Annotated in this window: 26 protein-coding genes; 15 read left to right on the forward strand and 11 right to left on the reverse strand. The window is 63.6% G+C overall.

Features of this window, described 5'->3' with window-relative positions; translation table 11 throughout:
* Positions 1-8: 8 nt before the first annotated feature.
* Entirely contained in the window at positions 9-1,520 is a 1,512-nt protein-coding gene (locus ACXYMN_RS05070) for a COG4223 family protein (protein ID WP_459012403.1), read from the reverse strand.
* Positions 1,521-1,577: 57 nt separating this feature from the next.
* Positions 1,578-2,504, reverse strand: coding sequence for a uroporphyrinogen-III synthase (locus tag ACXYMN_RS05075; RefSeq protein ID WP_459012404.1), 927 nt, complete (start codon positions 2,502-2,504; stop codon positions 1,578-1,580).
* Here ACXYMN_RS05075 and tsaD point away from each other — a divergent pair.
* From tsaD to ACXYMN_RS05090, 3 genes are read left to right on the forward strand one after another with little or no spacing between them, the layout of a single operon-like run.
* Positions 2,388-3,470 carry a tRNA (adenosine(37)-N6)-threonylcarbamoyltransferase complex transferase subunit TsaD gene (gene tsaD / locus ACXYMN_RS05080; protein WP_459012406.1) on the forward strand — a complete coding sequence of 361 codons (1,083 nt, stop codon included), beginning with the start codon at positions 2,388-2,390 and terminating at the stop codon, positions 3,468-3,470. The two genes, ACXYMN_RS05075 and tsaD, sit on opposite strands and share 117 nt — an antisense overlap.
* Positions 3,471-3,495: 25 nt before the next feature.
* Entirely contained in the window at positions 3,496-3,765 is a 270-nt protein-coding gene (locus ACXYMN_RS05085; RefSeq protein WP_459012407.1) for a YciI family protein, read from the forward strand.
* Positions 3,765-4,184 carry an EVE domain-containing protein gene (locus ACXYMN_RS05090; RefSeq protein ID WP_459012408.1) on the forward strand — a complete coding sequence of 140 codons (420 nt, stop codon included), beginning with the start codon at positions 3,765-3,767 and terminating at the stop codon, positions 4,182-4,184. Before ACXYMN_RS05085 ends, ACXYMN_RS05090 begins: the two co-directional genes overlap by 1 nt.
* Before the next feature lie 87 nt (positions 4,185-4,271).
* On the opposite strand, the gene ACXYMN_RS05095 is transcribed toward ACXYMN_RS05090, so the two are convergent.
* Together ACXYMN_RS05095 and ahcY are read right to left on the reverse strand one after the other, a co-directional pair.
* Positions 4,272-4,613 carry a DUF2853 family protein gene (locus ACXYMN_RS05095; protein WP_459012409.1) on the reverse strand — a complete coding sequence of 114 codons (342 nt, stop codon included), beginning with the start codon at positions 4,611-4,613 and terminating at the stop codon, positions 4,272-4,274.
* A gap of 229 nt (positions 4,614-4,842) precedes the next feature.
* Complete coding sequence (gene ahcY, locus ACXYMN_RS05100; RefSeq protein WP_459012410.1) at positions 4,843-6,231, reverse strand: adenosylhomocysteinase; 1,389 nt, start codon at positions 6,229-6,231, stop codon at positions 4,843-4,845.
* Between the two features lie 181 nt (positions 6,232-6,412).
* On the opposite strand from ahcY, the gene ACXYMN_RS05105 reads away from it, so the two are divergent.
* From ACXYMN_RS05105 to ACXYMN_RS05125, 5 genes are all read left to right on the forward strand, one after another.
* Positions 6,413-7,009 (forward strand): HD domain-containing protein, encoded by a 597-nt coding sequence (locus ACXYMN_RS05105; RefSeq protein ID WP_459012411.1) that lies wholly within the window; start codon positions 6,413-6,415, stop codon positions 7,007-7,009.
* A complete protein-coding gene (locus ACXYMN_RS05110) occupies positions 7,006-7,494 on the forward strand; it encodes a GNAT family N-acetyltransferase (protein ID WP_459012412.1) in 489 nt (162 codons plus the stop codon). The genes ACXYMN_RS05105 and ACXYMN_RS05110 overlap by 4 nt, the downstream gene beginning before the upstream one ends.
* 267 nt (positions 7,495-7,761) lie before the next feature.
* Positions 7,762-8,244: an Lrp/AsnC family transcriptional regulator gene (locus tag ACXYMN_RS05115; protein WP_459012413.1), complete on the forward strand. Its 483-nt coding sequence runs from the start codon at positions 7,762-7,764 to the stop codon at positions 8,242-8,244.
* A 195-nt stretch (positions 8,245-8,439) separates the two neighbouring features.
* A complete protein-coding gene (locus tag ACXYMN_RS05120; protein ID WP_459012414.1) occupies positions 8,440-9,927 on the forward strand; it encodes an NAD-dependent succinate-semialdehyde dehydrogenase in 1,488 nt (495 codons plus the stop codon).
* A gap of 58 nt (positions 9,928-9,985) precedes the next feature.
* Entirely contained in the window at positions 9,986-11,356 is a 1,371-nt protein-coding gene (locus tag ACXYMN_RS05125; protein ID WP_459012415.1) for an aminotransferase, read from the forward strand.
* A gap of 216 nt (positions 11,357-11,572) precedes the next feature.
* On the opposite strand, the gene fliP is transcribed toward ACXYMN_RS05125, so the two are convergent.
* The 4 genes from fliP to fliF form a co-directional block, all read right to left on the reverse strand.
* Positions 11,573-12,310 (reverse strand): flagellar type III secretion system pore protein FliP, encoded by a 738-nt coding sequence (fliP, locus tag ACXYMN_RS05130; RefSeq protein WP_459012883.1) that lies wholly within the window; start codon positions 12,308-12,310, stop codon positions 11,573-11,575.
* 92 nt (positions 12,311-12,402) lie between these two features.
* Positions 12,403-12,690, reverse strand: a complete 288-nt coding sequence (locus ACXYMN_RS05135; protein ID WP_459012416.1) for a FliM/FliN family flagellar motor switch protein — start codon at positions 12,688-12,690, stop codon at positions 12,403-12,405.
* Positions 12,683-13,288, reverse strand: a complete 606-nt coding sequence (locus tag ACXYMN_RS05140) for a FliH/SctL family protein (protein WP_459012417.1) — start codon at positions 13,286-13,288, stop codon at positions 12,683-12,685. Before ACXYMN_RS05140 ends, ACXYMN_RS05135 begins: the two co-directional genes overlap by 8 nt.
* Positions 13,288-14,931, reverse strand: a complete 1,644-nt coding sequence (gene fliF, locus ACXYMN_RS05145) for a flagellar basal-body MS-ring/collar protein FliF (protein WP_459012418.1) — start codon at positions 14,929-14,931, stop codon at positions 13,288-13,290. Before fliF ends, ACXYMN_RS05140 begins: the two co-directional genes overlap by 1 nt.
* A gap of 120 nt (positions 14,932-15,051) precedes the next feature.
* On the opposite strand from fliF, the gene ACXYMN_RS05150 reads away from it, so the two are divergent.
* The 4 genes from ACXYMN_RS05150 to ACXYMN_RS05165 all read left to right on the forward strand — a co-directional run bounded on the left by ACXYMN_RS05150 (position 15,052) and on the right by ACXYMN_RS05165 (position 17,199).
* Positions 15,052-15,582 (forward strand): flagellar basal body-associated FliL family protein, encoded by a 531-nt coding sequence (locus tag ACXYMN_RS05150; protein ID WP_459012419.1) that lies wholly within the window; start codon positions 15,052-15,054, stop codon positions 15,580-15,582.
* Between the two features lie 11 nt (positions 15,583-15,593).
* Positions 15,594-15,986 (forward strand): hypothetical protein, encoded by a 393-nt coding sequence (locus ACXYMN_RS05155; RefSeq protein ID WP_459012420.1) that lies wholly within the window; start codon positions 15,594-15,596, stop codon positions 15,984-15,986.
* Positions 15,983-16,615 (forward strand): MotE family protein, encoded by a 633-nt coding sequence (locus ACXYMN_RS05160; RefSeq protein WP_459012421.1) that lies wholly within the window; start codon positions 15,983-15,985, stop codon positions 16,613-16,615. The genes ACXYMN_RS05155 and ACXYMN_RS05160 overlap by 4 nt, the downstream gene beginning before the upstream one ends.
* A 170-nt stretch (positions 16,616-16,785) precedes the next feature.
* Positions 16,786-17,199 (forward strand): DUF7282 domain-containing protein, encoded by a 414-nt coding sequence (locus ACXYMN_RS05165; protein ID WP_459012422.1) that lies wholly within the window; start codon positions 16,786-16,788, stop codon positions 17,197-17,199.
* A gap of 107 nt (positions 17,200-17,306) precedes the next feature.
* On the opposite strand, the gene ACXYMN_RS05170 is transcribed toward ACXYMN_RS05165, so the two are convergent.
* Both ACXYMN_RS05170 and ACXYMN_RS05175 read right to left on the reverse strand, forming a co-directional pair.
* The gene (locus tag ACXYMN_RS05170) at positions 17,307-17,591 is read right to left on the reverse strand and encodes an SCP2 sterol-binding domain-containing protein (protein ID WP_459012423.1); all 285 of its coding nucleotides are present in this window, start codon (positions 17,589-17,591) and stop codon (positions 17,307-17,309) included.
* Positions 17,592-17,669: 78 nt separating this feature from the next.
* On the reverse strand, positions 17,670-18,896 hold the full coding sequence (locus ACXYMN_RS05175) for an argininosuccinate synthase (protein ID WP_459012424.1): 1,227 nt from the start codon (positions 18,894-18,896) through the stop codon (positions 17,670-17,672).
* Positions 18,897-19,029: 133 nt separating this feature from the next.
* On the opposite strand from ACXYMN_RS05175, the gene ACXYMN_RS05180 reads away from it, so the two are divergent.
* The 3 genes from ACXYMN_RS05180 to ACXYMN_RS05190 are packed head-to-tail and all read left to right on the forward strand — an operon-like array spanning position 19,030 to position 21,845.
* Positions 19,030-19,770: a hypothetical protein gene (locus tag ACXYMN_RS05180; RefSeq protein ID WP_459012425.1), complete on the forward strand. Its 741-nt coding sequence runs from the start codon at positions 19,030-19,032 to the stop codon at positions 19,768-19,770.
* Between the two features lie 39 nt (positions 19,771-19,809).
* Positions 19,810-21,036, forward strand: coding sequence for a threonine ammonia-lyase IlvA (gene ilvA / locus ACXYMN_RS05185; protein WP_459012426.1), 1,227 nt, complete (start codon positions 19,810-19,812; stop codon positions 21,034-21,036).
* Entirely contained in the window at positions 21,036-21,845 is an 810-nt protein-coding gene (locus ACXYMN_RS05190; protein ID WP_459012427.1) for an SDR family NAD(P)-dependent oxidoreductase, read from the forward strand. The genes ilvA and ACXYMN_RS05190 overlap by 1 nt, the downstream gene beginning before the upstream one ends.
* On the opposite strand, the gene ACXYMN_RS05195 is transcribed toward ACXYMN_RS05190, so the two are convergent.
* The gene (locus ACXYMN_RS05195; protein WP_459012428.1) at positions 21,796-22,191 is read right to left on the reverse strand and encodes an Hpt domain-containing protein; all 396 of its coding nucleotides are present in this window, start codon (positions 22,189-22,191) and stop codon (positions 21,796-21,798) included. The two genes, ACXYMN_RS05190 and ACXYMN_RS05195, sit on opposite strands and share 50 nt — an antisense overlap.
* Positions 22,192-22,310: the final 119 nt, after the last annotated feature.

Here is a 22,310-nt window from a genome sequence, read left to right on the forward strand (position 1 = left end):
ACCGACCCTTATTCCGTATCCAGTTCGGCAGAGAGCGCATCGGTCGCGGCAATCGCCGCGGCCCGCGTCTCGGCGCGAGTGACCCATTCTTGAAGCGCCGTTCGAGACGCTTCTGGCAGGGTGGAGATTTCGTTGATAGCCGTGTCGAGATCGCCGCCTTTCACCGCCGCTTCGGCGCGTGACAGGATCGCGTCGGCACTGGTGCCGTCGCGCGGCGTGACCGAGCGTGCGCCCAGCTGTTCGGCGAAGAAGCTGCCAAGTCGATTGCCGCCGCCTTCGTCTGCCGTGGCGCTGCGGGCAGCACCAAGGGCTGCGCGGGCCGCGTCTGGATAGGTGTCGATCAATTCGGCCTGCGTTGCGACGCCTTCGGTCGCATTCGCGCTCAGCACCTCCGGCACGTCGACCATATCCGAGGCCTCGAGGGGGGCCAGCGCATCGGCGAAGGGCCGACCGGCATCGACTTCGGTCGTCAATTCCGCCAACGCGCCGCGCAACTCTGCCCGCGATGCACGCAGGTTGGCATTGCGTTCGGCGGCAACGGCTTCTTCGGCGATGGCCGAGATTTCCTGCCGCTGGACTTCGACATCGGCCAATGTGGCCTGAACCTCTTCGCGCAAACGCGCGATTTCCTGTTCATAGGCGGCGATCGCTGCGGGCGAAACGGCGTCTTCCACAGGGGCCTTTTCCAGTTCCGTCACGCGATTGCCCAATGCCGCGCCGCCCTCTTCCAACGCGGTCATCCGACCCGTCAGGTCACCAAGCGCAGTGCCCAGTTCTTCGCTGCGCGCGCTCAATCCGGCGATGGCGGTTTCAACCGAGGTCAGGTCGATCACCGGCATGGACTCTTGCAGACCGTCGATGCGGCCATTCAGTGCATCGAGGCTGTCGGTCTGTTCGGTCAGGGCCGCACGGGTTTCGTTGGCGAATGCATCGTTGTCGCCGAAAAGGTCGCCGCCAAGATATTGCGACAACCCAAAGCCGATGGCGGCTGCAAGGACGCCACCCAGCAGCGTCGGCACGAAGCCCGCCTTGTGCTCAATGACCTTTTCCTGAACGACAGTCACAGCCGATGGGGCATCGATGTCAGGGCTGTCCGGCGCATCCCCGGTTCCTTCCGGGTCGGCACCGGACGCAGCCATTCCGGACTCCCCATCCAGCGGTTCATCGGTCTTGCCTGCGTCTTTCGTGCCATCGTCATCCGTCGCGGACCCGGGCTCCGACGCGGTATCAAGCACGGGCTCCGGATCGGCGACGCTCAGGGCCTCGGCTTCGCTGACATCCGGCTTGTCTTCCGTCAGGTCCTTGTCGTCGGCCGCGGTGTTCGGGCCTGCATCGGTCTTGATGTCTGCATCCGACAAAGAGGTTTCGGAATTCGTCGCGTCGGTAACAGGCGTGTCGCTTGCAGCCGAGATGCTGTCCGCGCCTGTGGTATCCTCGGTCTCGGCGGTCTCGGACGTATCCTGGCCCTTGGTCTGGGCGTCCGCTTTTGCCGGGCTTTCGGGCTTCCTCGATTTCGCCAACGGTCCTTCCCTTTCGAATCTGTCTCCAGCGGCTGATGCGCCGGTGTTGTGCCGACCTTACTGGCCTGCTTCCCTGCCCTCAAGCGATTGCGCCCGTGACCACAATTGCAAAATGCACTTTCGCATCGCCGCGCCATTCGGCTGATCTGCCGTGACCATTGCGACGGGGGACAGTGCTTGCAATGGCCGCGCCACCGCGCGGCTTATCGCAGCAAGATATAGCGGCGCACGGAAAGGACCATCCCCAACAAGTGCTTCTGCGGTTCTGGTGGAAAAGACCGGGGCCACGATGGGCCGGTTGCGGGACATGGCCTGTGCCGCAAGGGCATTCAACGGTCGCTGCACCTGATCGTAAAGCACGGCCGAATGCGTCTCTATTCCCGCCGAAGTAAGCCGCGCCGCCACCTCTCCGCAGCTGTGCTTGCCCCGCAGGTGCAGCAACGGGCCGACCGGATCCGCCGCCAGCACCAGCGCCACCAGCGCGTCTGCATTGCCGTCCGCGGATACCGGGTTCAGACCGATCGCACGGGCCGCTTCGGCGGTGGCATGCCCAACGGTAAAGCAGACATCGCGGTGCGGTCCGTGCAAGGCGTCATACGCCTCGACCCCGGCGGCGGAGGTAAAGACAAGCCCTCGATATTGCGACATTTTTGGCAGGCGACCGTCGATGACAATGTCAATCAACGGGCTGATGAGCGCTGACTCGGGCCGAATCCCCTCGGCCATGATGTCCGAGAGCAACCGCTCGGAGGCAGCTCTGGGCCGCGTCAGAAGTAGGATCGGAGCAGGCATATACACCGCCGATATTGTGGCCCGGCCAGCTTTGGTGCTACCCCGAGGGCCGCTCTGGCGCAACGGATATGAATGATGGACGCCCCGCTGACCGTATTGGGACTGGAAAGCAGTTGTGACGACACCGCCGCGGCGGTGGTGCGCGGCCGCGCCGTGCTGTCCAACGTGGTCATGGGGCAAGAGGCGCTGCATGCGTCCTTTGGCGGTGTCGTGCCCGAAATTGCGGCGCGCGCGCATGCGGAAAAGCTCGATCTGGCGGTGGCGGCGGCCCTGTCGCAATCGGGTCTCACTCTGGCGCAGGTCGATGCCATCGCCGTGACCGCCGGCCCCGGGCTGATCGGCGGGGTCCTGTCCGGCGTCATGTGCGCCAAGGGGCTGGCGGCCGGGTCCGGCAAGCCGCTTGTCGGCGTGAACCACCTGGCCGGGCACGCGCTGACGCCGCGTCTGACCGACGATCTGGCCTATCCCTACCTGATGCTGCTGATCTCGGGCGGTCACTGCCAGTTCCTGATCGTGCGCGGGCCGGATGATTTCACGCGTCTGGGGGGCTCCATCGACGACGCCCCGGGCGAGGCCTTCGACAAGACCGCGCGTCTGCTGGGTCTCGCGCAGCCGGGCGGGCCCTCGGTCGAAAAGGCCGCGCAAGCGGGCGATGAGATGCGCTTCCGGTTTCCACGGCCGCTTCTGGACCGCCCGGGTTGCGATCTGAGCTTTTCCGGTCTCAAGACCGCGCTCTTGCGACAACGCGACACGCTGGTCACGGCGCAAGGCGGCCTGTCCGAGACGGATCGGCACGATCTTTGCGCCGGGTTCCAGGCGGCCGTGCGGGATGTTCTGGCCGAAAAGACGCGCCGCGCACTGGCAATTTACCTGAACGAGACGCCCGCAAGCCCGGCATTCGCCATCGCCGGTGGCGTGGCGGCGAATAGCTCTATTCGTGGTGAGTTAGAGCCGCTTTGCAACCAACACGGGGTCACCTTCACCGCCCCACCGCTGAATTTGTGCACCGACAACGCAGCGATGATCGCCTATGCGGGAGCCGAGTTGTTCGCCACCGGTTTTCGATCCGACATGACCCTTGCGGCGCGCCCGCGCTGGCCGCTCGATACCGATGCCGCGCCGCTTGTCGGTGCGGGAAAAAAAGGGGCCAAAGCCTGACCCCACATCCGAAGGAGAGACCCTCATGCTTGTCGCACTGATCGCCCGGGACAAACCCGGCGCGCTGGAGATCCGCAAAGCCAACCGGGATGCGCATCTGGCATATATCGACGCCACCGGTGTCGTCGCGCAGGCCGGACCGCTGTTACAATCCGGAGAGATGGCCGGTTCTCTGGTGATCCTCGATGTCTCGGACATGGCAGCGGCAGAGGCCTGGGCCGAAAACGATCCCTACGCCAGGGCCGGGCTTTTCGTCGAGGTCGATCTGATTGAATGGAAGCGGGTCATCGGCTGATGCGGTACTGGCTTTTCAAATCCGAACCTTCGGCCTGGTCCTGGGACGATCAGGTCGCCAAGGGTGACGCGGGCGAGGAATGGGACGGCGTGCGCAACTATCAGGCGCGCAACGTCATGCGCGAGATGGCCGTCGGCGATCGCGGCTTCTTCTACCATTCCCAGAAAGAGCGGTCCGTGGTGGGTGTGGTCGAGGTTATCGCTGCCGCGCATCCCGACAGCACCACCGATGACGACCGCTGGGAGTGTGTCGACATCAAGGCCGTCGCCCCCTTCCCGACCCCCGTAACGCTCGATCAGATCAAGGCGGACGCGCGGTTGTCGGACATGGCGCTGGTCAAGCAGGCGCGCCTGTCGGTGCAGCCGGTCACAGCCGCGGAGTGGCGCATCATCTGCGCGCTGGGCGGCGTGGACCCTTAGCGCTTGATCCGCCCGGATCGTGACAGATGATATGAAAACGCCCCGCGGACCATCCGACAGGGCGCTGTCATGCAGTCGAAAGGCCGATCAGCGATAGGCGCTCTCTTTGTTGAAGTGCTTGGTCAGCATGTAATAGACCACAGCGCGGTATTTGCTGCGCTCCGAGCGGCCATAGGTCTCGATCACCGCATCGATGCCGGCCATCAGGTCGCCATTGTCCGACAGGCCCAGCTTCTTCATCAGAAAATTCTTCTTGATCGTCTCGAGTTCGGCCTTGTCAGAGCCTGCCACCGTGGATGCGTCGTCGTTGTAGATTGCCGGGCCGCAGCCGATCGTGACCTTCGTCAGCAGGTCCATGTCGGGTTCCATCCCGCATTTGCTGCGCAGGTCGTCTGCATATTTCACGATCAGATCATCGCGTTTTCCCATGTCCATCTTCCCTGTTTTGTTCCGGTCCCCTTCTGTGTCGTGTGGGCACCTTGGCCGAAAACTACGCAAATGGGTGGTGACCGCTCAAGCGAAAAACACCCTGACGCGGTTTCAGGCCGTATCAGAGCCTCATTCGTGCCTTTCAAGCCCCGAAAACCGTCCTTTGCGGGGCATGACGGCGCCCCGGGGCAAGGGGCACCGGGGCGGCAACAGGCAACATGACGTGACGTCAGTAGCGATAGTGCTCGGGCTTGAACGGGCCGTCCGGGGAAACGCCGATATAGGCGGCCTGCTCGGGGGCGAGCGCCGTCAGCTTGACGCCGATCCGGTCCAGATGCAGCCGCGCAACCTTTTCATCGAGGTGTTTGGGCAGGATGTAGACCTGATTTTCATATTCACCGCCGTTCTTCCAAAGCTCGATCTGAGCGAGCACCTGGTTGGTGAAGGACGCCGACATGACGAAGGACGGATGCCCGGTGGCGTTGCCGAGGTTCAGCAGACGCCCCTCGGACAGCAGGATGATGCGATTGCCCGAGGGCAGTTCGATCATGTCGACCTGTTCCTTGATGTTGGTCCACTTGTGGTTCTTCAGATTGGCGACCTGAATTTCATTGTCGAAATGGCCGATATTGCCGACGATCGCCATGTCCTTCATCTCGCGCATATGCTCGATGCGGATCACGTCCTTGTTGCCGGTGGTGGTGATAAAGATGTCGGCGCTGTCGACCACGTCTTCCAGCCGCACCACCTCGAAGCCGTCCATCGCAGCCTGAAGCGCGCAGATCGGATCGACCTCGGTCACCTTCACGCGGGCGCCAGCGCCGCTCAGGCTGGCCGCCGATCCCTTGCCGACGTCGCCATAGCCCAGCACGACCGCGACCTTGCCGGCCATCATCGTGTCCGTGGCGCGGCGGATACCATCGACCAGGCTTTCCTTGCAGCCATACTTGTTGTCGAATTTCGACTTGGTGACGCTGTCGTTGACGTTGATCGCCGGGAAGGGCAGCTGGCCCTTCTTGTGCAGGTCGTAAAGCCGGTGCACGCCCGTCGTCGTCTCTTCCGACACGCCCTTGATCTGATCGCGGACCTTGGTGAACCAGCCGGGACTTGCCGCCATGCGTTTCTTGATCTGCGCCTTGATCACCTCTTCCTCTTCCGAGGACGGCACCGGGATGATGTCTTCGCCCGCCTCGGCGCGCGCGCCCAGCAGCACGTAAAGCGTTGCATCGCCGCCATCGTCGAGGATCATGTTCGGGCCGTCTTCGAACATGAAGGACCGGTCGAGGTAATCCCAATGCTCTTCCAGCGTCTGGCCCTTGATGGCGAAGACCGGAGTGCCGCCTTCGGCGATGGCCGCCGCCGCGTGATCCTGGGTCGAGAAGATGTTGCACGACGCCCAGCGCACATCCGCGCCAAGCGCGGTCAGTGTCTCGATCAGCACGGCGGTCTGGATCGTCATGTGCAGCGATCCGACGATGCGCGCGCCCTTGAGAGGCTTGCTCTCGCCGTATTCCGCGCGGCAGGCCATCAGCCCCGGCATCTCGGTCTCGGCGATATCAAGCTCCTTGCGCCCGTAGGCGGCAAGCGCAATGTCCTTCACGATGTAGTCTTTGGCCATCTGGTCCATCCTGCAAAATCCGTTGCAGCGCAGATAGCATCAAGACCCATTCAGGACAATTGATCCATGCGTTGAGATCTGTCGCGGGCCGCGTGCCATGTTCGGGGCGGCGCGACGGGGCGGATCTTTACAGGGCACACACGCGGGTCTACCCATTTGCCTTGCCGCAAAAGGAGAGACGATGCCCCCCAAACAGACGCGCGCATGGCAGCGGATGCTGTCGGGGCGCAGGCTCGATCTGCTGGACCCGACGCCGGTCGATATCGAGATCGAGGATATCGCGCATGGGCTGGCCTTTGTGGCCCGCTGGAATGGCCAGACGCGGGGCGACTATGCCTATTCGGTGGCCGAACATTCGCTGCTGGTCGAGACGATCTTTGCCCGACTCTGCCCCAAGGCGGGTGCCGCGGACCGGCTGACGGCGTTGCTGCATGACGCGCCGGAATACGTGATCGGCGACATGATCTCGCCGGTAAAGGCGGCGGTGGGCCCGGAATATGGCGCGCTGGATGACCGGCTGTCTGCCGCGATCCACATTCGCTTCGGGTTGCCTGCGCTGACGCCGATATCGCTCAAGCGGCTGATCAAGAGGGCCGACAAGCATTCGGCCTGGATGGAAGCGACCGAGATCGCGGGTTTCGCCGAGGCCGAGGCCGATCGCTTCTTCGGGCGACCGCCGCCCGAGGTGATCGACGGCCTGTCGATCACGCTGCGGCCACCGGTTGCGGTCCGCGAAGCGTTCACGGCGCGTCACGCGGCCCTTCTCGAGCGCGCATGAGGATCACGGTCCGCCGGGCAGGGCGGCTCGATTTCCGGCAGATGGCCGCGCTTCTGAACGAGATCACCCGCGCCGGAGGGACAACCGCCATCACCCGAGAGGTAACGGCGGAAGCGCTTTATGGCTGGATGGACAGGCATGGCGACGCCTGCGCCTGGCACCTGGCCGAGGACGAGACCGGCGCGATCCTTGGCTTTCAGTACATCGCGCCGAACCCGGACCTGCCGCCCGGGGCCTGCACCATCGCCACCTTCACCCGTGCCGGACAGACCGGGCTTGGTATCGGATCGGCGCTGTTCGAGGCGTCGAAAAAGGCGGCGCGCGCTCTGGGATTTGCCTGGATCGACGCGACTATCCGCGCCGAGAATGAAGGTGGCCTGATCTACTATCAGAGCCGTGGGTTCGAGGAGTACGGTCGGATCGAGGGGCAGAGGCTCGCCAATGGCGCGGTCGTGGACAAGCGGCTCCAGCGCTACGATCTCTAGGCGGGCACGGCGCGACCGGACCCTGTGGCGCGCGCACGCAACAGGATCGGAGGCTGTCGAGATCGGCGTGTGTGTCCATGCGGCGATCCTTTTCGCCCGGTTTGGCGGTGATGGTCGGAAGGCGACACCTGCGCTTTCCATTCCCGCCCGCCCGCGCCATGGTCGGGCGATGTACGACGCCGCGACCCTCAGTCAGACTTTGGCCGCTTGCAGTGTGCTGCGCGCCGCGCGGTCTGGCGTCGCGGACTTCTGGATCGGGGTTTAGGCATGGTCAGGCTCGATTCGCGGGATATCGAGATCTTGCGGGTACTCTCTGCCGAGGGACGGATCACCAAGGCCGAATTGGCGGACCGGGTCGGCCTGTCGCCGACGCCCGCCTGGGAACGGCTGAAGAAACTGGAGCAGGCCGGTGTCATCGAAGGCTATGGCGCGCGTATCGCCTACAAAGCCTTCGGCCCGCATGTGACGGTGTTCGTGGCATGTGAGCTCGACAAGCACCGCGCCCGGGATTTCCAGCTGTTCGAGACCGCCCTGCGGACCCATGACGAAATAACCTGGGCCTGGGCGCTGGGCGGGGGTTTCGACTACCTCATCCAGGTCGTTACCAAGGATATCGACACGTATCAGAGACTGATCGACCGGTTGCTGGCCGCCGAGATCGGACTGGCGCGGTACTACACCTACATCGTCACGAAGCCGGTGAAATCGAGCTATGGGCTGCCGTTGGGACTGCTTGGAGAGACGCCCTGAGCAAGCCCCTGTGGCAGTGTCGCATGCGTATTTTCAAAATGGAAAGGCATGACGGCCGGGCAGAGGATTCCTCTGGTTGGCGGGCGGAGAGCGGTGCAATTCCTCTGGCGGCACCGCGATCTTTGGACCCGTCCTCTGGTGCGGGAGCGGTAGGGTGATCGGAAATAGAAGCCCCTGTTTTCGAGGATCCGCCCGATGACCATGCACCGGATGTTTGCCAAATCGCCACTTGCCGCGCTCAGGGATGGGCGGCTGGTGCGATCGTTTTCGTATATCGACGGCAAGTGGACGGGGGCCGCGGACGGTGCCGCGGTCGCCGTGACAAACCCTGCGGATGGGGAATGGCTGGGCGAGGTGGCGTCGCTTTCTGCCGAGGAAGCGCGCGGTGCGGTGGATTCAGCGCACGCGGCCTTCGCGACCTGGGCCGAGACCCTGCCGCAGGAGCGCGCGCGGCTGCTGCGCCGCTGGTACACACTGATGCTGGCGCACCAGGAAGACCTGGCGCTTCTGATGACGCTGGAGCAGGGAAAGCCCTATTCGGAAGCGCTGGGCGAGATCGCCTATGCGGCGGATTTCGTGGAGTTCTACGCCGAGGAAACGCGGCGGCCCAATATCGAGGGCGTGACCTCGCATCTGCCCGACGCCGAGATGGAGCTTTGGCGCGAGCCGGTCGGGGTGGCTGCGTTGATCACGCCCTGGAATTTCCCGGCGGCAATGTTGACGCGGAAGGCCGCAGCGGCGCTTGCGGCAGGATGCACGGTTGTGGCGCATCCGTCGGCGGAAACGCCGTTTTCGGCACTGGCGCTGGCGGAACTGGCCGAGCGCGCAGGCTTTCCGGCGGGGGTATTCAACGTGGTGACCGGGCATGCCCCGACCATCGTCGAGCCCTGGACGCAGGACGATCGCGTGCGCGTGCTTTCGTTTACCGGTTCGACAGAGGTCGGACGGCTGCTTTACCGCCAATGCGCGGGCACGATGAAGTCGCTGATCATGGAATTGGGCGGCCATGCCCCGGTGATCGTCTTCAAGGGTGCAGACATGGATCAGGCTGTGTCAGAGACGATCAAGGCAAAGTTTGCCACTACGGGTCAGGATTGCCTTGGCGCCAACCGCATCTTCGTGGAACGCCCGATCTATGATGATTTTGTTGCGCGGTTTACCACAGCGACGCAGGCGCTGAGTATGGCGAAAGGACTGGACAATGCCGATCTCGGTCCGTTGATGAACGAGGCCGCCGTCGCCAAACAGGAGGCCCACGTCGCCGATGCGCTGGCCAAGGGGGCGGTGCTGAAATGCGGCGGCGCCCGGCGTCTCGACCTCGGCCCGCTTTTCTATGCCGCCACGGTTCTGGCGGACGTGCCAGCGGATGCGGACATTTTGAGGCAGGAAACCTTTGGCCCGGTCGCGGCGATCCTGCCGTTCGACACCGAGGAGGAAGTGATCGCGCGTGCCAATGACACCGAATACGGCCTGGTCGCCTATGTGCACAGTCACGATCCGCGCCGGATCTACCGGGTCAGCCGCAAGCTGCAATTCGGCATGGTGGCGGTCAATCGCACGAAAGTGACGGGCGCGCCGATCCCTTTTGGCGGCATGAAGCAGTCGGGGCTGGGCCGCGAGGGTGCAAGACAGGGCTTGGAAGCCTTCACCGAGATCAAGTACGTCTGTCGCGACTGGGCGTGACATCAAGCAACCGCAAGCGTGGCCCGAGGCCTAAGCGCGACGAGAAAGGAAACACCCGATGCTCAAGAACGACATGCTCGAGAAGTGGGACCGTGAGAACTTCTTCCATCCGTCGACCCATCTGGCGGAGTTTGCCCGCGGGAACGTGCCGCACCGTGTGATGACCGGCGGCAGCGGCTGCCACATCGAGGACCGCGAGGGCAACCGGATGCTTGACGCGTTCGCCGGGCTTTACTGCGTGAATGTCGGCTACGGGCGTCAGGAAATCGCAGATGCCATCGCAACTCAGGCAAAGGAGCTGGCCTATTACCACGCCTATGTCGGGCACGGCACCGAGGCGGCGATCACCCTGTCCAAGATGATCCTGGATCGTGCGCCCGACCATATGTCGAAGGTGTATTTCGGGCTGTCCGGATCGGATGCGAACGAGACCAACGTGAAGCTGGTCTGGTATTACAACAACATTCTCGGGCGGCCGGAGAAGAAGAAGATCATCGCGCGCTGGCGGGGTTATCACGGGTCGGGGCTGGTGACCGGGTCGCTGACCGGGCTTGAGCTTTTCCACAAGAAATTCGATCTGCCGCTGGCGCAGGTCGTCCACACCGAGGCTCCGTATTATTATCGCCGCCCCGACCTATCGATGGACGAGGCACAGTTCACCGCGCATTGCGCCGCCGAACTGGAGGCGCTGATCGAACGGGAAGGCGCGGATACGATCGCGGCTTTCATCGGTGAGCCGATCCTTGGCACCGGCGGTATTGTGCCGCCACCTGAGGGGTATTGGGCCGCAATCCAGGACGTGCTGAAAAAGCACGACATCCTGCTGATCGCCGACGAGGTGGTCACTGGCTTCGGACGCCTGGGCACCATGTTCGGGTCCGAGCATTACGGCCTGACGCCGGACCTGATGACCATCGCCAAGGGTCTGACCTCGGCCTATGCGCCGCTTTCCGGCTCGATCGTGTCGGAGAAGATGTGGAAAGTTCTGGAGCAGGGCACCGACGAATACGGCCCGATCGGGCATGGCTGGACCTATTCGGCGCATCCCATCGGGGCGGCGGCGGGGGTTGCGAACCTCAAGCTGATCGACGCGCTGAACCTCGTCGGCAACGCGGGCCGCGTCGGGGCCTATCTCAACAAGGTCATGTCAGAGGCTGTCGGCAGTCACCCCAATGTCGGGGATGTCCGGGGCGACGGAATGCTTTGTGCGGTCGAACTGGTCGAGGATCGCGAAAGCCGGACCTTCTTTGATCCCTCGGCGAAAACCAGCGCTGCGGTCGCCGCGGCGCTGCTGGACGAAGGGGTGATCGGTCGCGCCATGCCGCAGGGCGATATTCTGGGATTCGCGCCGCCGTTCTGCCTGACCGAAGCCGAGGCGGACGAGGTCGCCGACAAGACCGCGCGCGCGATCAGCCGGGTTCTGGGCTGAGACGTCCGCACAGAGGGCCGGGCACGAAGGCCGGACCTGACCTCGCGCGGGGCGTTCAGGGTTTCTCTGCCGCCCCGCCCCTGGATTGGACACATTGATCCGGCGGGCGACGTGGTGCGCGTGGGCGTATTGCCCCAGGGTTGGTGGCACACAGGCCTTGGCTTTGCGCGGGCTGGAACGATGGCGCATCGCCCTGCGAACCTTTTGTATATGGCTTCAGAAGTAGGACCGCACGAGAGATCCCGCGAGCAGGGACCAGCCATCCGCAATGACGAAAAACGCCAGTTTGAACGGCAGCGAAACGATCGCCGGCGGCACCATCATCATGCCCATCGACATCAGGATGGCGGCCACCACGAGGTCGATGATCAGAAACGGCAGGAAGATCAGGAACCCGATCTGGAAGGCGCGGGCAATTTCCGACAACAGAAAGCTGGGGATCAGGACGGACAGGGGCGCATCGGGCGACAGATCGGTCCCTGCGGCATCCGGCCTGAGGTCGGCCATGGCGCGGTACGTGTCGGGGTCGACACGGCCGGCCATGAAGTCGCGAAACGGCTCCAACGCTGCGGAAAACGCGGGCACGATGTCCAGTTCCTCGGCCAGAAGCGGCTCTATTCCCGCCGAATAGGCGGCCGAGAAGACGGGTTCCATGACGAAGTAGGTCAGAAAGAGCGCCAGGCTGACGATCAGCATGTTGGGCGGCGATTGCTGCAATCCGATAGCCTGTCGCAGGATCGCGAAGACGGTCACCATGAACGGAAAGCACGTGATCATGATCGCAATTCCGGGCGCGAGGCTCAGCAATGTGATCAGGGCGATCAGTTGCAGGCTGGTCGCGGTCAACCCGCCGCCTTCACCCAGATCGATGCTGATTCCCTGCGCTGCGACCGGGGACGCAAGAACGAGCGTCAGGATCAGTGTCGCGAACACGGTCGCCACCGTTTTGGACATGCCGCAATGCGGGCCAAGCCCGGTCGTGGCGCGCACGCTGAGGCACGGCTCGTGCCGATTTGGACACGGCATCGCGGCTGGACAACGTGGGATCACGGGCGGGCGCTGATGTCGGCGACTTCGGTCAGCCGGACGGCCAGCCGGGCGCCTTCACCTTCTTCGACAACCTCGAGAATGCCGATCCCGATCAACCTGTCGCCGACGAACAGTTCGACCGGATCGTCGAGCGATTTGTCGAGGGTCAGGACCGAACCCTTGTCCAGCTTCAACAGGTCGCGCACCAATGGTCGCGCGCGTCCGACCGACACCGTGATTTCGATCGGAACCTGGGTCAGCGATGTCTCGGCCTTCGGCTTCGGCGCGGCGGTGGTATCATCCATGGGCGGTTCTCCGTGTTTCGGTGCTGAAGCCGGTGATCGCTTCGCGTATCTCGGATGCGATTTCGGTCAGATCGATGCGTTCCTCGTGATCGTCGCCGAAGCGGATGTCGGCCTGCCCTGGCATCAGGGTGCCATCGGCGACCACCTTGATCGGAAAGCCGGTATCGGCGTCGACCATCGGCTCGACCAGCGATAGCTCGGCAGGGGACACCGCGATCTCGACCAGGGTTTCGCCGCAGCTTCTGGCATGGTCCAGCAAACGGTCCGTAAGATGCCGCCCAAGGCTGTCATGCAAGGCGGCCGGCAGGATCGTGTCAGCGATTTCGGTCAGAAGCGGCTCCATCGCGGCCAGGATGTGGCCGTAAGCTTCGCGATAGGTGAAGGCGAGATCCTGCAGGTTCTGGGCGAAGTCGCTGTGCAGGCGCTTGCCTTCCTGATCGACCGCGCTGACGGCATCGTCCCAGCCTGCGCGATAGCCCTGATCGAAGGTCGCGAGGTCGTGCTTTTCCTGTTCCTTGGCATCCAGGTTGTCACCTGCTGCGGTCCCGAAGCTTATGCCCGACGTGGTGAAGTCGGCGAGTAGGTCTGCCAGTCGCATCAGCTTGTCTCCTCGGGGCGGTCTTCGAGCCAGCTGCGCAGGATTTCGACCGTTTCTTCCTTGCGCTCACCGATCAGGCCGCGAAGGCGGTCCACCGGGTCTTCCGTCGACAGATCCTCAAGCGAGGCGAACCGGTCCTGGCCGCCCGTGCCTGCGGCACCCATCGGATGAAATCCGTCGCCCAGATCGATTTCGCCGGTCAGCGGTGTGTCGATGGCTGTGTCGGTACCGGTCTGGGCGGCGGTTTTTTGCGCGGGCCCCGCGACGGCCATCGCGGCGGGTGGCGGCAGTGCCGCAGAACCGGATGCCCCGCGCGACAGGATCGGTCGCACCACGAAGAGCCCCAGGATCAGGGCCACCAAAGCCAGCACAGCAATCTGTATCAGCCGCATGGGGTTGAGCGAGGCCGCGGCGAAAAGTCCGGGGTTGATCGCTTCGGTGCCAAGGCCTTCGGGCGCATTGAACGGCATCGACCGGATGGTGATCTCGTCGCCGCGATCGGCGTCGAAGCCGACCGCCGAGGCCACGAGGTCACGCAGGGCGGACTGCTCATCCTCGGGAAGCGGGACGAAGGTCGGGCCGTCGGGGCCCTGTTCCTGCTGGCCATTGACCAGAACGGCCACGGTCAACCTGCGGATCGCACCGGGCGCGCGAAGGATTTCACGGGTCGTCTCGGACACTTCGTAGTTGACCCTTTCGCGCGTCTCGCTTTGCTGCGCGCTCGAACTGTCGGCGCCACCCGCATCGCCATCGGGCAGGTTCGATGCCACGGTCACGTCACCGCCGTCCTGGTTGTTGGACTGCTCGGTCCGCTCTTCGGTGTCGGACGAAATCGCGACGCGGCCATCGGGATCTAGGGTGCGTTCGCGGATCTGTTCGCTTTCGGTTACCGTATCGACGCTGACGGCCACAACCGCGTTGCCCGACCCGACCCGCGCTTCCACGATTCGCTGGACGCGGTTGCGCAGGGATTCCGCCCGGTCTTCGGCAGAGGCCATGCCCTGGTCGTTTTCCGCGCCAAGAAGCCCGCCGCGACTGTCGATGACGGACACGTCATCCGGCACCAGACCGGGAACCGCCGACGCCACCAGATACCGGATCGCGCGGGCCTGATCGGCGTCGGTCACACCGTTTGCCCCGGTCACCGAAACCGAAGCCGACGGCGTCACATCGCGTTGGAACGGATTGGCAGCCGACATGGCGATATGAACGCGCGCCGAGGAAATCAGCGGTGTGGCGACAATGGTTCGCGCCAATTCGCCCTCCTTGGCACGCCAATAGGCGGCGTCGAACATCTGCGATGTCGTGCCAAATCCGGTCAGCGAATCAAGTATCTCGTAGCCCTGCGCGGAATTGGCGGGCAGGCCATCGCCAGCCAGCGTCAACCGCAGCGCATCGCGGTCCGCACGTGGTACCAGAATCGCCCCGCCTTGCACCTCGTAGGGCACATTGCGAGCCTCGACCGCCGCAATGACATCGGCGGCGGCACGCGGCTCCAACCCCGCGTAAAGCAGCGTCATGTCGGGCTTCGACGCCATTCGGGCCAACCCCAGAACAGCTGCGAACATCAATGCGGTCGACAGGGCCACCACGACTTTCCGCCCGAGGGACAATCCATTCCAGAGCGCCAATAGCTGGGCCAAATCCGACCTCCTGATTCCCGGCCAATTTCTTTGGCCTGACACCAGATTTCGCCGATCCCCGTTAACAGGCGGTTAGCTCATTCACGTTTATCTGGTCCTGCGACTCGAAAAGGAGTGTCGATGACAGATGCAAGTGTAGACGCGGACGGTGCCGATGCGGCGGTCCCCAAGAAATCCGGAAAGAAGCCGCTTATCGCGGGTCTGGTTCTGGCGCTTCTGGGCGGCGGTGGCGGCTATTACGCTGTATCGACCGGACTTTTGCTTGGGCAAAAGGACGATGCGGAACATGCGGTCGGCGGGTCCGACAAGGCACCGATACTGCCGGCAATGTATGACGGCGAAAACGTTGCCGATGTCCGATTCGTGGAGTTGTCACCCTTGGTCGTATCGCTCGGGCCGGAATCGCGCGCGCAACACCTGCTGTTTACCGCCGCGATCGAAACCGTTCCCGGGGCAGAGGCCGATGTCGCCAAACTGGAGCCGCGCATTCTTGATGTGATGAACGGTTATCTTCGCGCGCTGGAGCCCGCGGATATCGAGGCACCGGGCGGGCTGTTCGTCATCCGTGCGCAGCTGACGCGCCGCCTTCAACTGGTTCTCGGGGAAGACCGGATGCGCGACCTTCTGGTCATGGAATTTGTGCTGAACTAACGGGAGTCATCATGCAACTCATCGCCGATATCCTGCTGGCTGCAGGTGCGCTGGGCGCCGCTTTCTACTGCTTCGTACTGTCCAGGCGCCTCAAGGCCTTCAAGAACCTTGAAGGGGGCATGGGTAGCGCCGTCGCGGTTTTGTCGGCCCAGGTCGACGACATGCGCAAGGCCTTGTCTGTGGCCCAGACCAGCGCAGGTGCGTCCAGTGCGTCGCTCACCGAGGTTACCGCGCGCGCGGAAGAAGCCGCCAGAAGGCTCGAGTTGCTGGTCGCGTCGCTGCACGATCTTCAGGACGCCGCTCCGCCCGCGCCCCAACCCGATCCCATACCCACCGCTGCACCGCCACCAACACAACCCACGCCGGTATTCGCGCGCCACCCCAGACGCGAGGCCACCGGATGAGCGACGCAAAGCCGAAAGACCCTGTTCGCCGCTTGCCGCGTATCGGCACACTGTCAGTGCTCGCGGGGCTGATGATCGGGTCCGCCGGGCTGCGGGTCTTGTCTGGCGCGGACGCCTTCATGGCCCGTGCCGCGGGCGAGCCCGCCGCGTCGGCGACGACGGACCCGACCGGATCGACCGAGCAGCAGGAATTCAGCGACGCCGCGCCTGACACGCTTTTGGCGGCGCTGCGCGAGCAGAAAGCCCGCCTGGAAAAACGCGAGCGCGCGGTGCAGCTGCGGGAAAAGGCGCTCAAGGTCGCCGATCTGGAAATCACCGAGAAGATGGATGCCCTGGTCGACGCTGAAGCGCGATTGCGCCAGACCATTTCACTGGCACGGGGTGCCGCAGAGGCGGATGTCGCCGGGTTGACCGAGGTCTATTCCCGGATGAAGCCCAAGAACGCGGCGACCCTGTTTCAGGAGATGGCGCCGGAATTCGCGGCAGGGTTCATGGGGCGCATGAAACCGGAGGTCGCAGCCGCGATCATGGCCGGGCTGACACCGGAGCGTGCCTATGCGATTTCCGCAATCTTGGCGGCGCGACACGCGGATGTGCCCAAGGAGGGTACGACGCCGGAGTCCCGATAGCCACTCGGCCCGCAGCCCTTGCGTGCAAACGCGGGTCAAACCCGGAATTGGCGATCGCTCCGCGAAAACAAATTGCCGTCGATGAAACTGCGCGGTCGTCCGTTGCGTGTCTGTCCATGATCGGGCCGACCACTGAGGTCCGGCACCGACCCATAAACGGAGTTCTGAACATGAAAACCCTTTTGCTCTCCACCGCGCTTACGCTCTCCGCCGGCATGGCATTTGCTGCCGCACACGCGATGACGCCCATGGTCGAAGCCAGCGACCAGGCGGTTACCGATGGCATGGTGATCGCGTCCAAGGTCGTGGCCACGGAAAGCGGCTGGTTGGTCGTGCACCGCACCGACGCAGAGATGAAGCCCGGCCCGGTTGTCGGACATGCCGCCCTGACCGAAGGCGAGAACATCGACGTATCCGCGGAATTGACCGAGGACGTGGCCGCGGGCGACATGCTCATGCTGATGGTGCATTCCGAAGCGGGCGGAACAGAGGCCGGTACCTTCGAATATACCCTTGGGGCCAAGGAAGACGGGCCGATCCGCGTCGATGGCGACCTTGTCATGCAGACCATCGCCGTCAAGTAAGCGCGACGGTTTGGAAACTGCACTGGCACCGCGCACCTGACAAGGCGCGCGGTGCCGATGCGCCTTCCTGATCTGCCTGGGCTTTGCCCGCCGGACCAGACAGCGGCCTATTTCAGCAGCTGGCTCAACTTCATGGCCACGCCAACATCCCCGGAGACCTTGATCTTGCCGGTTGCAAAGGCCGTCATCGGATGGAGCTTGCCGGTCAAGAGCCGTTCGAGATTGGCCTCGCTGATCCGGATGGTGCAGTCGGTGGGCTCGTTCGACAGCCGCGCCTCGGCCCCGTCCAGCGTGTTCGAACCGGCTTCACCGCAATCGAATTTCAAGGTCTCCGACAGCGGTCTGCGCGCCAGTCCGGGGCGCAGCATGTCCGCGATCTCGCTCAGGGTCATGAAATCCGATCTTCCAGATCTGCCGGTGCGCGCGCCTTCAGCGACGCGCCGCGCCGGTCTACCGCGCGCCCAGCGCAGTCAGGTTTTCAGGCGCTTGTCGCGCGCGGCCAACAGCTTGAGCCGCAGCGCATTCAGTTGGATGAAGCCTGCCGCATCCTTCTGATCATACGCACCGGCATCGTCCTCGAAGGTCACATGCGCCTCGGAATAAAGCGAATGGTCCGACCAGCGACCGACCGTGCGTGCGAGACCCTTGTAAAGCTTCAGCCTGACGGTGCCCGTCACATGGGCCTGGCTGTGATCGATGGCGGCCTGCAGCATCTCGCGCTCGGGCGAGAACCAGAAGCCGTTGTAGATCAGTTCCGCATAGCGCGGCATCAGCTCATCCTTGAGGTGCGCGGCGCCGCGATCCAGCGTGATCTGTTCAATGCCGCGATGTGCCTCGAGCAGGATCGTGCCACCGGGGGTTTCATAAATACCCCGGGATTTCATGCCGACAAAGCGCCCTTCGACCAGGTCGAGCCGCCCGATGCCATGCACGCGCCCATATTCATTCAGCGCGGTCAGGACCGTCGCGGGCGACATTGCCTCGCCGTTGATCGCCACCGCATCGCCCTTTTCGAAGGTCACTTCGATGAATTCCGGCGTATCGGGCGCATTCTCGGGACTGACCGTGCGCTGATAGACATATTCGGGGGCGTCCTCGGCGGGGTCCTCCAGCACCTTGCCCTCGGACGAGGTGTGCAAGAGATTCGCGTCGACCGAAAACGGCGCTTCGCCCCGCTTGTCCTTGGCGATCGGGATCTGGTTTTTTTCCGCGAAGTCCAGCAGCTTGGTGCGCGACGTCAGATCCCAAAGTCGCCAGGGGGCGATCACCTTGATATCCGGGTTGAGAGCGTAGGCCGCCAGTTCGAACCGGACCTGGTCGTTGCCCTTGCCGGTCGCACCATGCGCCACCGCATCCGCGCCCGTTTTGGCAGCGATTTCCACCAACCGTTTCGATATCAGCGGGCGCGCGATGGACGTGCCCAGCAGATAAAGCCCTTCGTAAAGCGCATTTGCCCGGAACATCGGGAAAACGAAGTCGCGCACGAACTCTTCGCGGACGTCTTCGATGTAGATGTTTTCAGGGTCGATCCCCAGCATCTCGGCCTTCTGACGGGCGGGATCGAGTTCTTCGCCCTGACCCAGATCGGCGGTGAAGGTCACGACCTCGCAGCCATATTCTGTCTGCAACCACTTGAGGATGATCGACGTGTCGAGGCCCCCGGAATAGGCCAGAACGACTTTCTTCGGCGCAGACATGGACAAACCCCCGATAAATATGTGCTGGCGCGGCGCTTACCGGGTTTCGCGGGGACGGGCAAGGTTTGCGCCTAGTCGAGACGAAGGCGTCATGCTAGCCCTGCGCAATATTCGACGACGGGGACTTGAGCCGATGAAAGCCTGGGCAATCTTTTCGCATTCCGTCCTGCTGGTCTGGCGCAACCGTTGGGACGCCTTGCGCATTTCCGGCGCGCTTTACGCGATCTACGCGGTGGTGCAGGTGACCCTGCTTGGCGGTCAGGATGCCATGATGGACATGGACAGCGACATGATCGAAATGGACCCCGGCGAAATGGGCAGCATCTTCTTCGCGGCGCTCTTGCAGATCGTCATCACGCTCTGGATCGCGGTGGCGTGGCACAGGTTCGTGCTGCTCGAGGAATATCCCACGGGCTGGCTGCCTGCCTTCCACGGGGCTTCGATGCTGGGGTATTTCTGGCGCTCGATCGTCCTTGGTTTCGGTGTCGCATTCGCCGTCGGACTGCCTGCGGCCATCGTTGCCGTCGCGGTGCCGGTCCTTGCGGGCGTCGGGGTCTTGTTCGGCCTGTTTTTTGGCATTGTGCTCGGATTTCGACTGGCGCCAGCGCTGCCTGCCGCTGCTGTCGGCGACACTTTCGGTTTCCGGCAGGCCTGGGAGGCAACATCCCAGGCCAACGGGACGGCCATTGCACTCGCGCTACTCGGGGTGTTTGCGGCGCTGCTGGTTCAGGTGCCCGTGCTGTTGGTCTCCAGCCTGTCGACCGGGCTTGGCACCATCATGTTCATCGTCATCAACTGGTTCGTCACCCTGGTGTCCGCCTCGGTTCTGACGACCATCTATGGCCATTACGTGCAGGGCCGCCCGATCGCGTGATGCCTTGCCTTGCGCGGGTCCTTCGGCCACCAACGCTGCATGAATGATTTTGCCCAAACCGTCCGCGCCGCCGCGGAAGCCATGCGTGCGGTGTTTCCCGCCACGCAGCTTTTGCGCAATTCCCACCTGTCCGACCAATATGGCGCCGATATCTGGCTGAAGCGGGAAGATCTCAGCCCGGTCCGTTCCTACAAGTTGCGCGGGGCTTTCAATGCCATGCGCAAGCGGCCCGAACAGGACCTGTTCGTCGCGGCCTCTGCGGGCAACCACGCGCAGGGTGTGGCCTATATGTGTCGGCACTTCGGCAAGAAAGGCGTGATCTTCATGCCGGTCACCACGCCGCAGCAAAAGATCCAGAAGACCCGGATTTTCGGGGGCGATGCGGTCGAGCTGCGCATGGTGGGGGATTACTTCGATGACTGCCTGCGCGCGGCCCAGACCTTTTGCGCCGAGGCCGGCGGGCATTTCCTGTCGCCCTTCGACGATGAGGATGTGATCGAGGGCCAGGCGACCGTCGCGTTCGAAATCGAGCAGGAGATGGGGCGTATCCCCGAACACGTCATCGTGCCGGTGGGTGGCGGCGGACTTTCCGCGGGCATGCTCGGTTATTTCGGCAACGGCCCGAACTGGACTTTTGTCGAGCCGTCCGGCGGGGCCTGCCTGCATGCGGCGCTGCGCGCAGGCGAGCCGGTGTCCCTGGACAAGGTCAACACCTTCGCCGATGGCGCCGCCGTGGCCCGGATCGGCGAACGGACATTCGCACGGCTGAAGGGTGTGGGGCTGGCCAATATGCTCACGATCCCGGAAGACAGGCTGTGCACGACGATCCTCGAGATGCTGAACGTCGAGGGAATCGTGCTGGAACCCGCGGGCGCGCTGTCGGTCGATGCGCTCAAGGATCTGGGCCAGTCGATCCGCGGCAAGACCGTCGTGTGCGTCACCACCGGAGGGAATTTCGACTTCGAACGATTGCCCGAGGTCAAGGAACGGGCACAGCGTTTCTCGGGTGTGAAGAAGTATTTCATCCTGCGCCTGCCGCAACGTCCCGGCGCATTAAGGGACTTTCTCGGCACGCTGGGTCCCGACGACGATATCGCGCGGTTCGAATACCTGAAAAAATCGGCCCGCAACTTCGGCTCCGTCCTGATCGGGATTGAAACCAGCGCGGCGCGCAATTTCGACCGGCTGTTTTCCGATCTCGACGCCAAGGGTTTTACATATCGGGACATCACCGAAGACGAGATACTCGCGGAATTCCTGATCTGATGGATGTCGCGGGACGAATCGCGCTTGTCACCGGCGCGGGGCAGGGCATCGGTCGCGCGCTTGCCACCGCGCTGGCCGATGCGGGCGCGCGTATCGTGGCAGTCGATATCGACGCCTCCAGCGCGGCGGAAGTTGCCCGGACATGCGGCGGCCTGGGCATTGGCTGCGACATGACCAACCCCGACGCGGTGTCGGAGATGATCGCCCGGGCGCAAGCGTGGCAGGGACGGATCGACATTCTGGTGTCGAACGCGGGTATGGCCAAAGGCGAGCCCGATGGGCCGACCTCGGCAGATGACGCCCATTGGCAGCGCAGCTTCGACCTGCATGTCATGGCACATCTGCGCGCGGCGCGTTTGCTGTTGCCTGGCATGGTCGCGCGCGGCGACGGTGCGCTGATCAACGTGGCATCGGCGGCGGGCCTGCTGACCCAGATCGGAGATGCCGCCTATTCGGCGACCAAACACGCCGCGGTCAGCCTGGCGCAATCGCTTGCAATCGAACACGGACATCAGGGCATCCATGTTTCGGTCGTGTGCCCGCTCTATGTGGCCACCCCGCTTCTCGGCTATGCGGAAGGCGACATGCCTGCGAATGCGCGGGTCCTGTCGTCTGAAGAGGTGGCGCAAAGCACCCTGCAAGGCATTTCCGAGGGCCGCTTCCTGATCCTGCCGCACCAGGAAGCCAGCGACTTTTTCATACGACGGGCCAACGATCCGGAGCGCTGGCTTGACGGCATGCAACGCTTGCGTGCGAAGATCATGGCGGATGGGCCGTCTGATATCTCGGATCTTCACCGCCGCTTCTGACGGCGTCCGAATCGGGCAACGAACCGGCGGAGCACTGTGTCGCGAACGCCTGTTTCGACGCGTCATAAACCGCCGATACCGTCGCGACATCGACCGCAAATGCGTCGCCCGCCTGCGCTCGCGCCTCGCCATCCGAACAAATTTCGGCAAACGCCTCGAACCCCAGATTCAGTGCACTGCCCTTCATCGCGTGCAACCGGTCGCGCAACGCGGTTGCATCCCCCAGCGCTGCTGGCAGGGCGGCAAGGTCCGCGTCCATCTCGGCAATGAACAACAGTGCGACCTCGTCGAAATCCTCCTTGCCGATTTCGGTTTCCAACTCCTTGACGCGTGTCCAGTCGATCATTTCGGGCCTCTCTCTCGGGCCACCATCGCGCGGCGACAATAACAAATGATGAATCGTTTTCTTGGGGAGATTTCAGGGATTGTTAAGACTGCGACCGGTATCCCTTGGACAGTTGCGGC

The sequence above is a fragment of the Roseivivax sp. CAU 1753 genome (assembly GCF_054482575.1).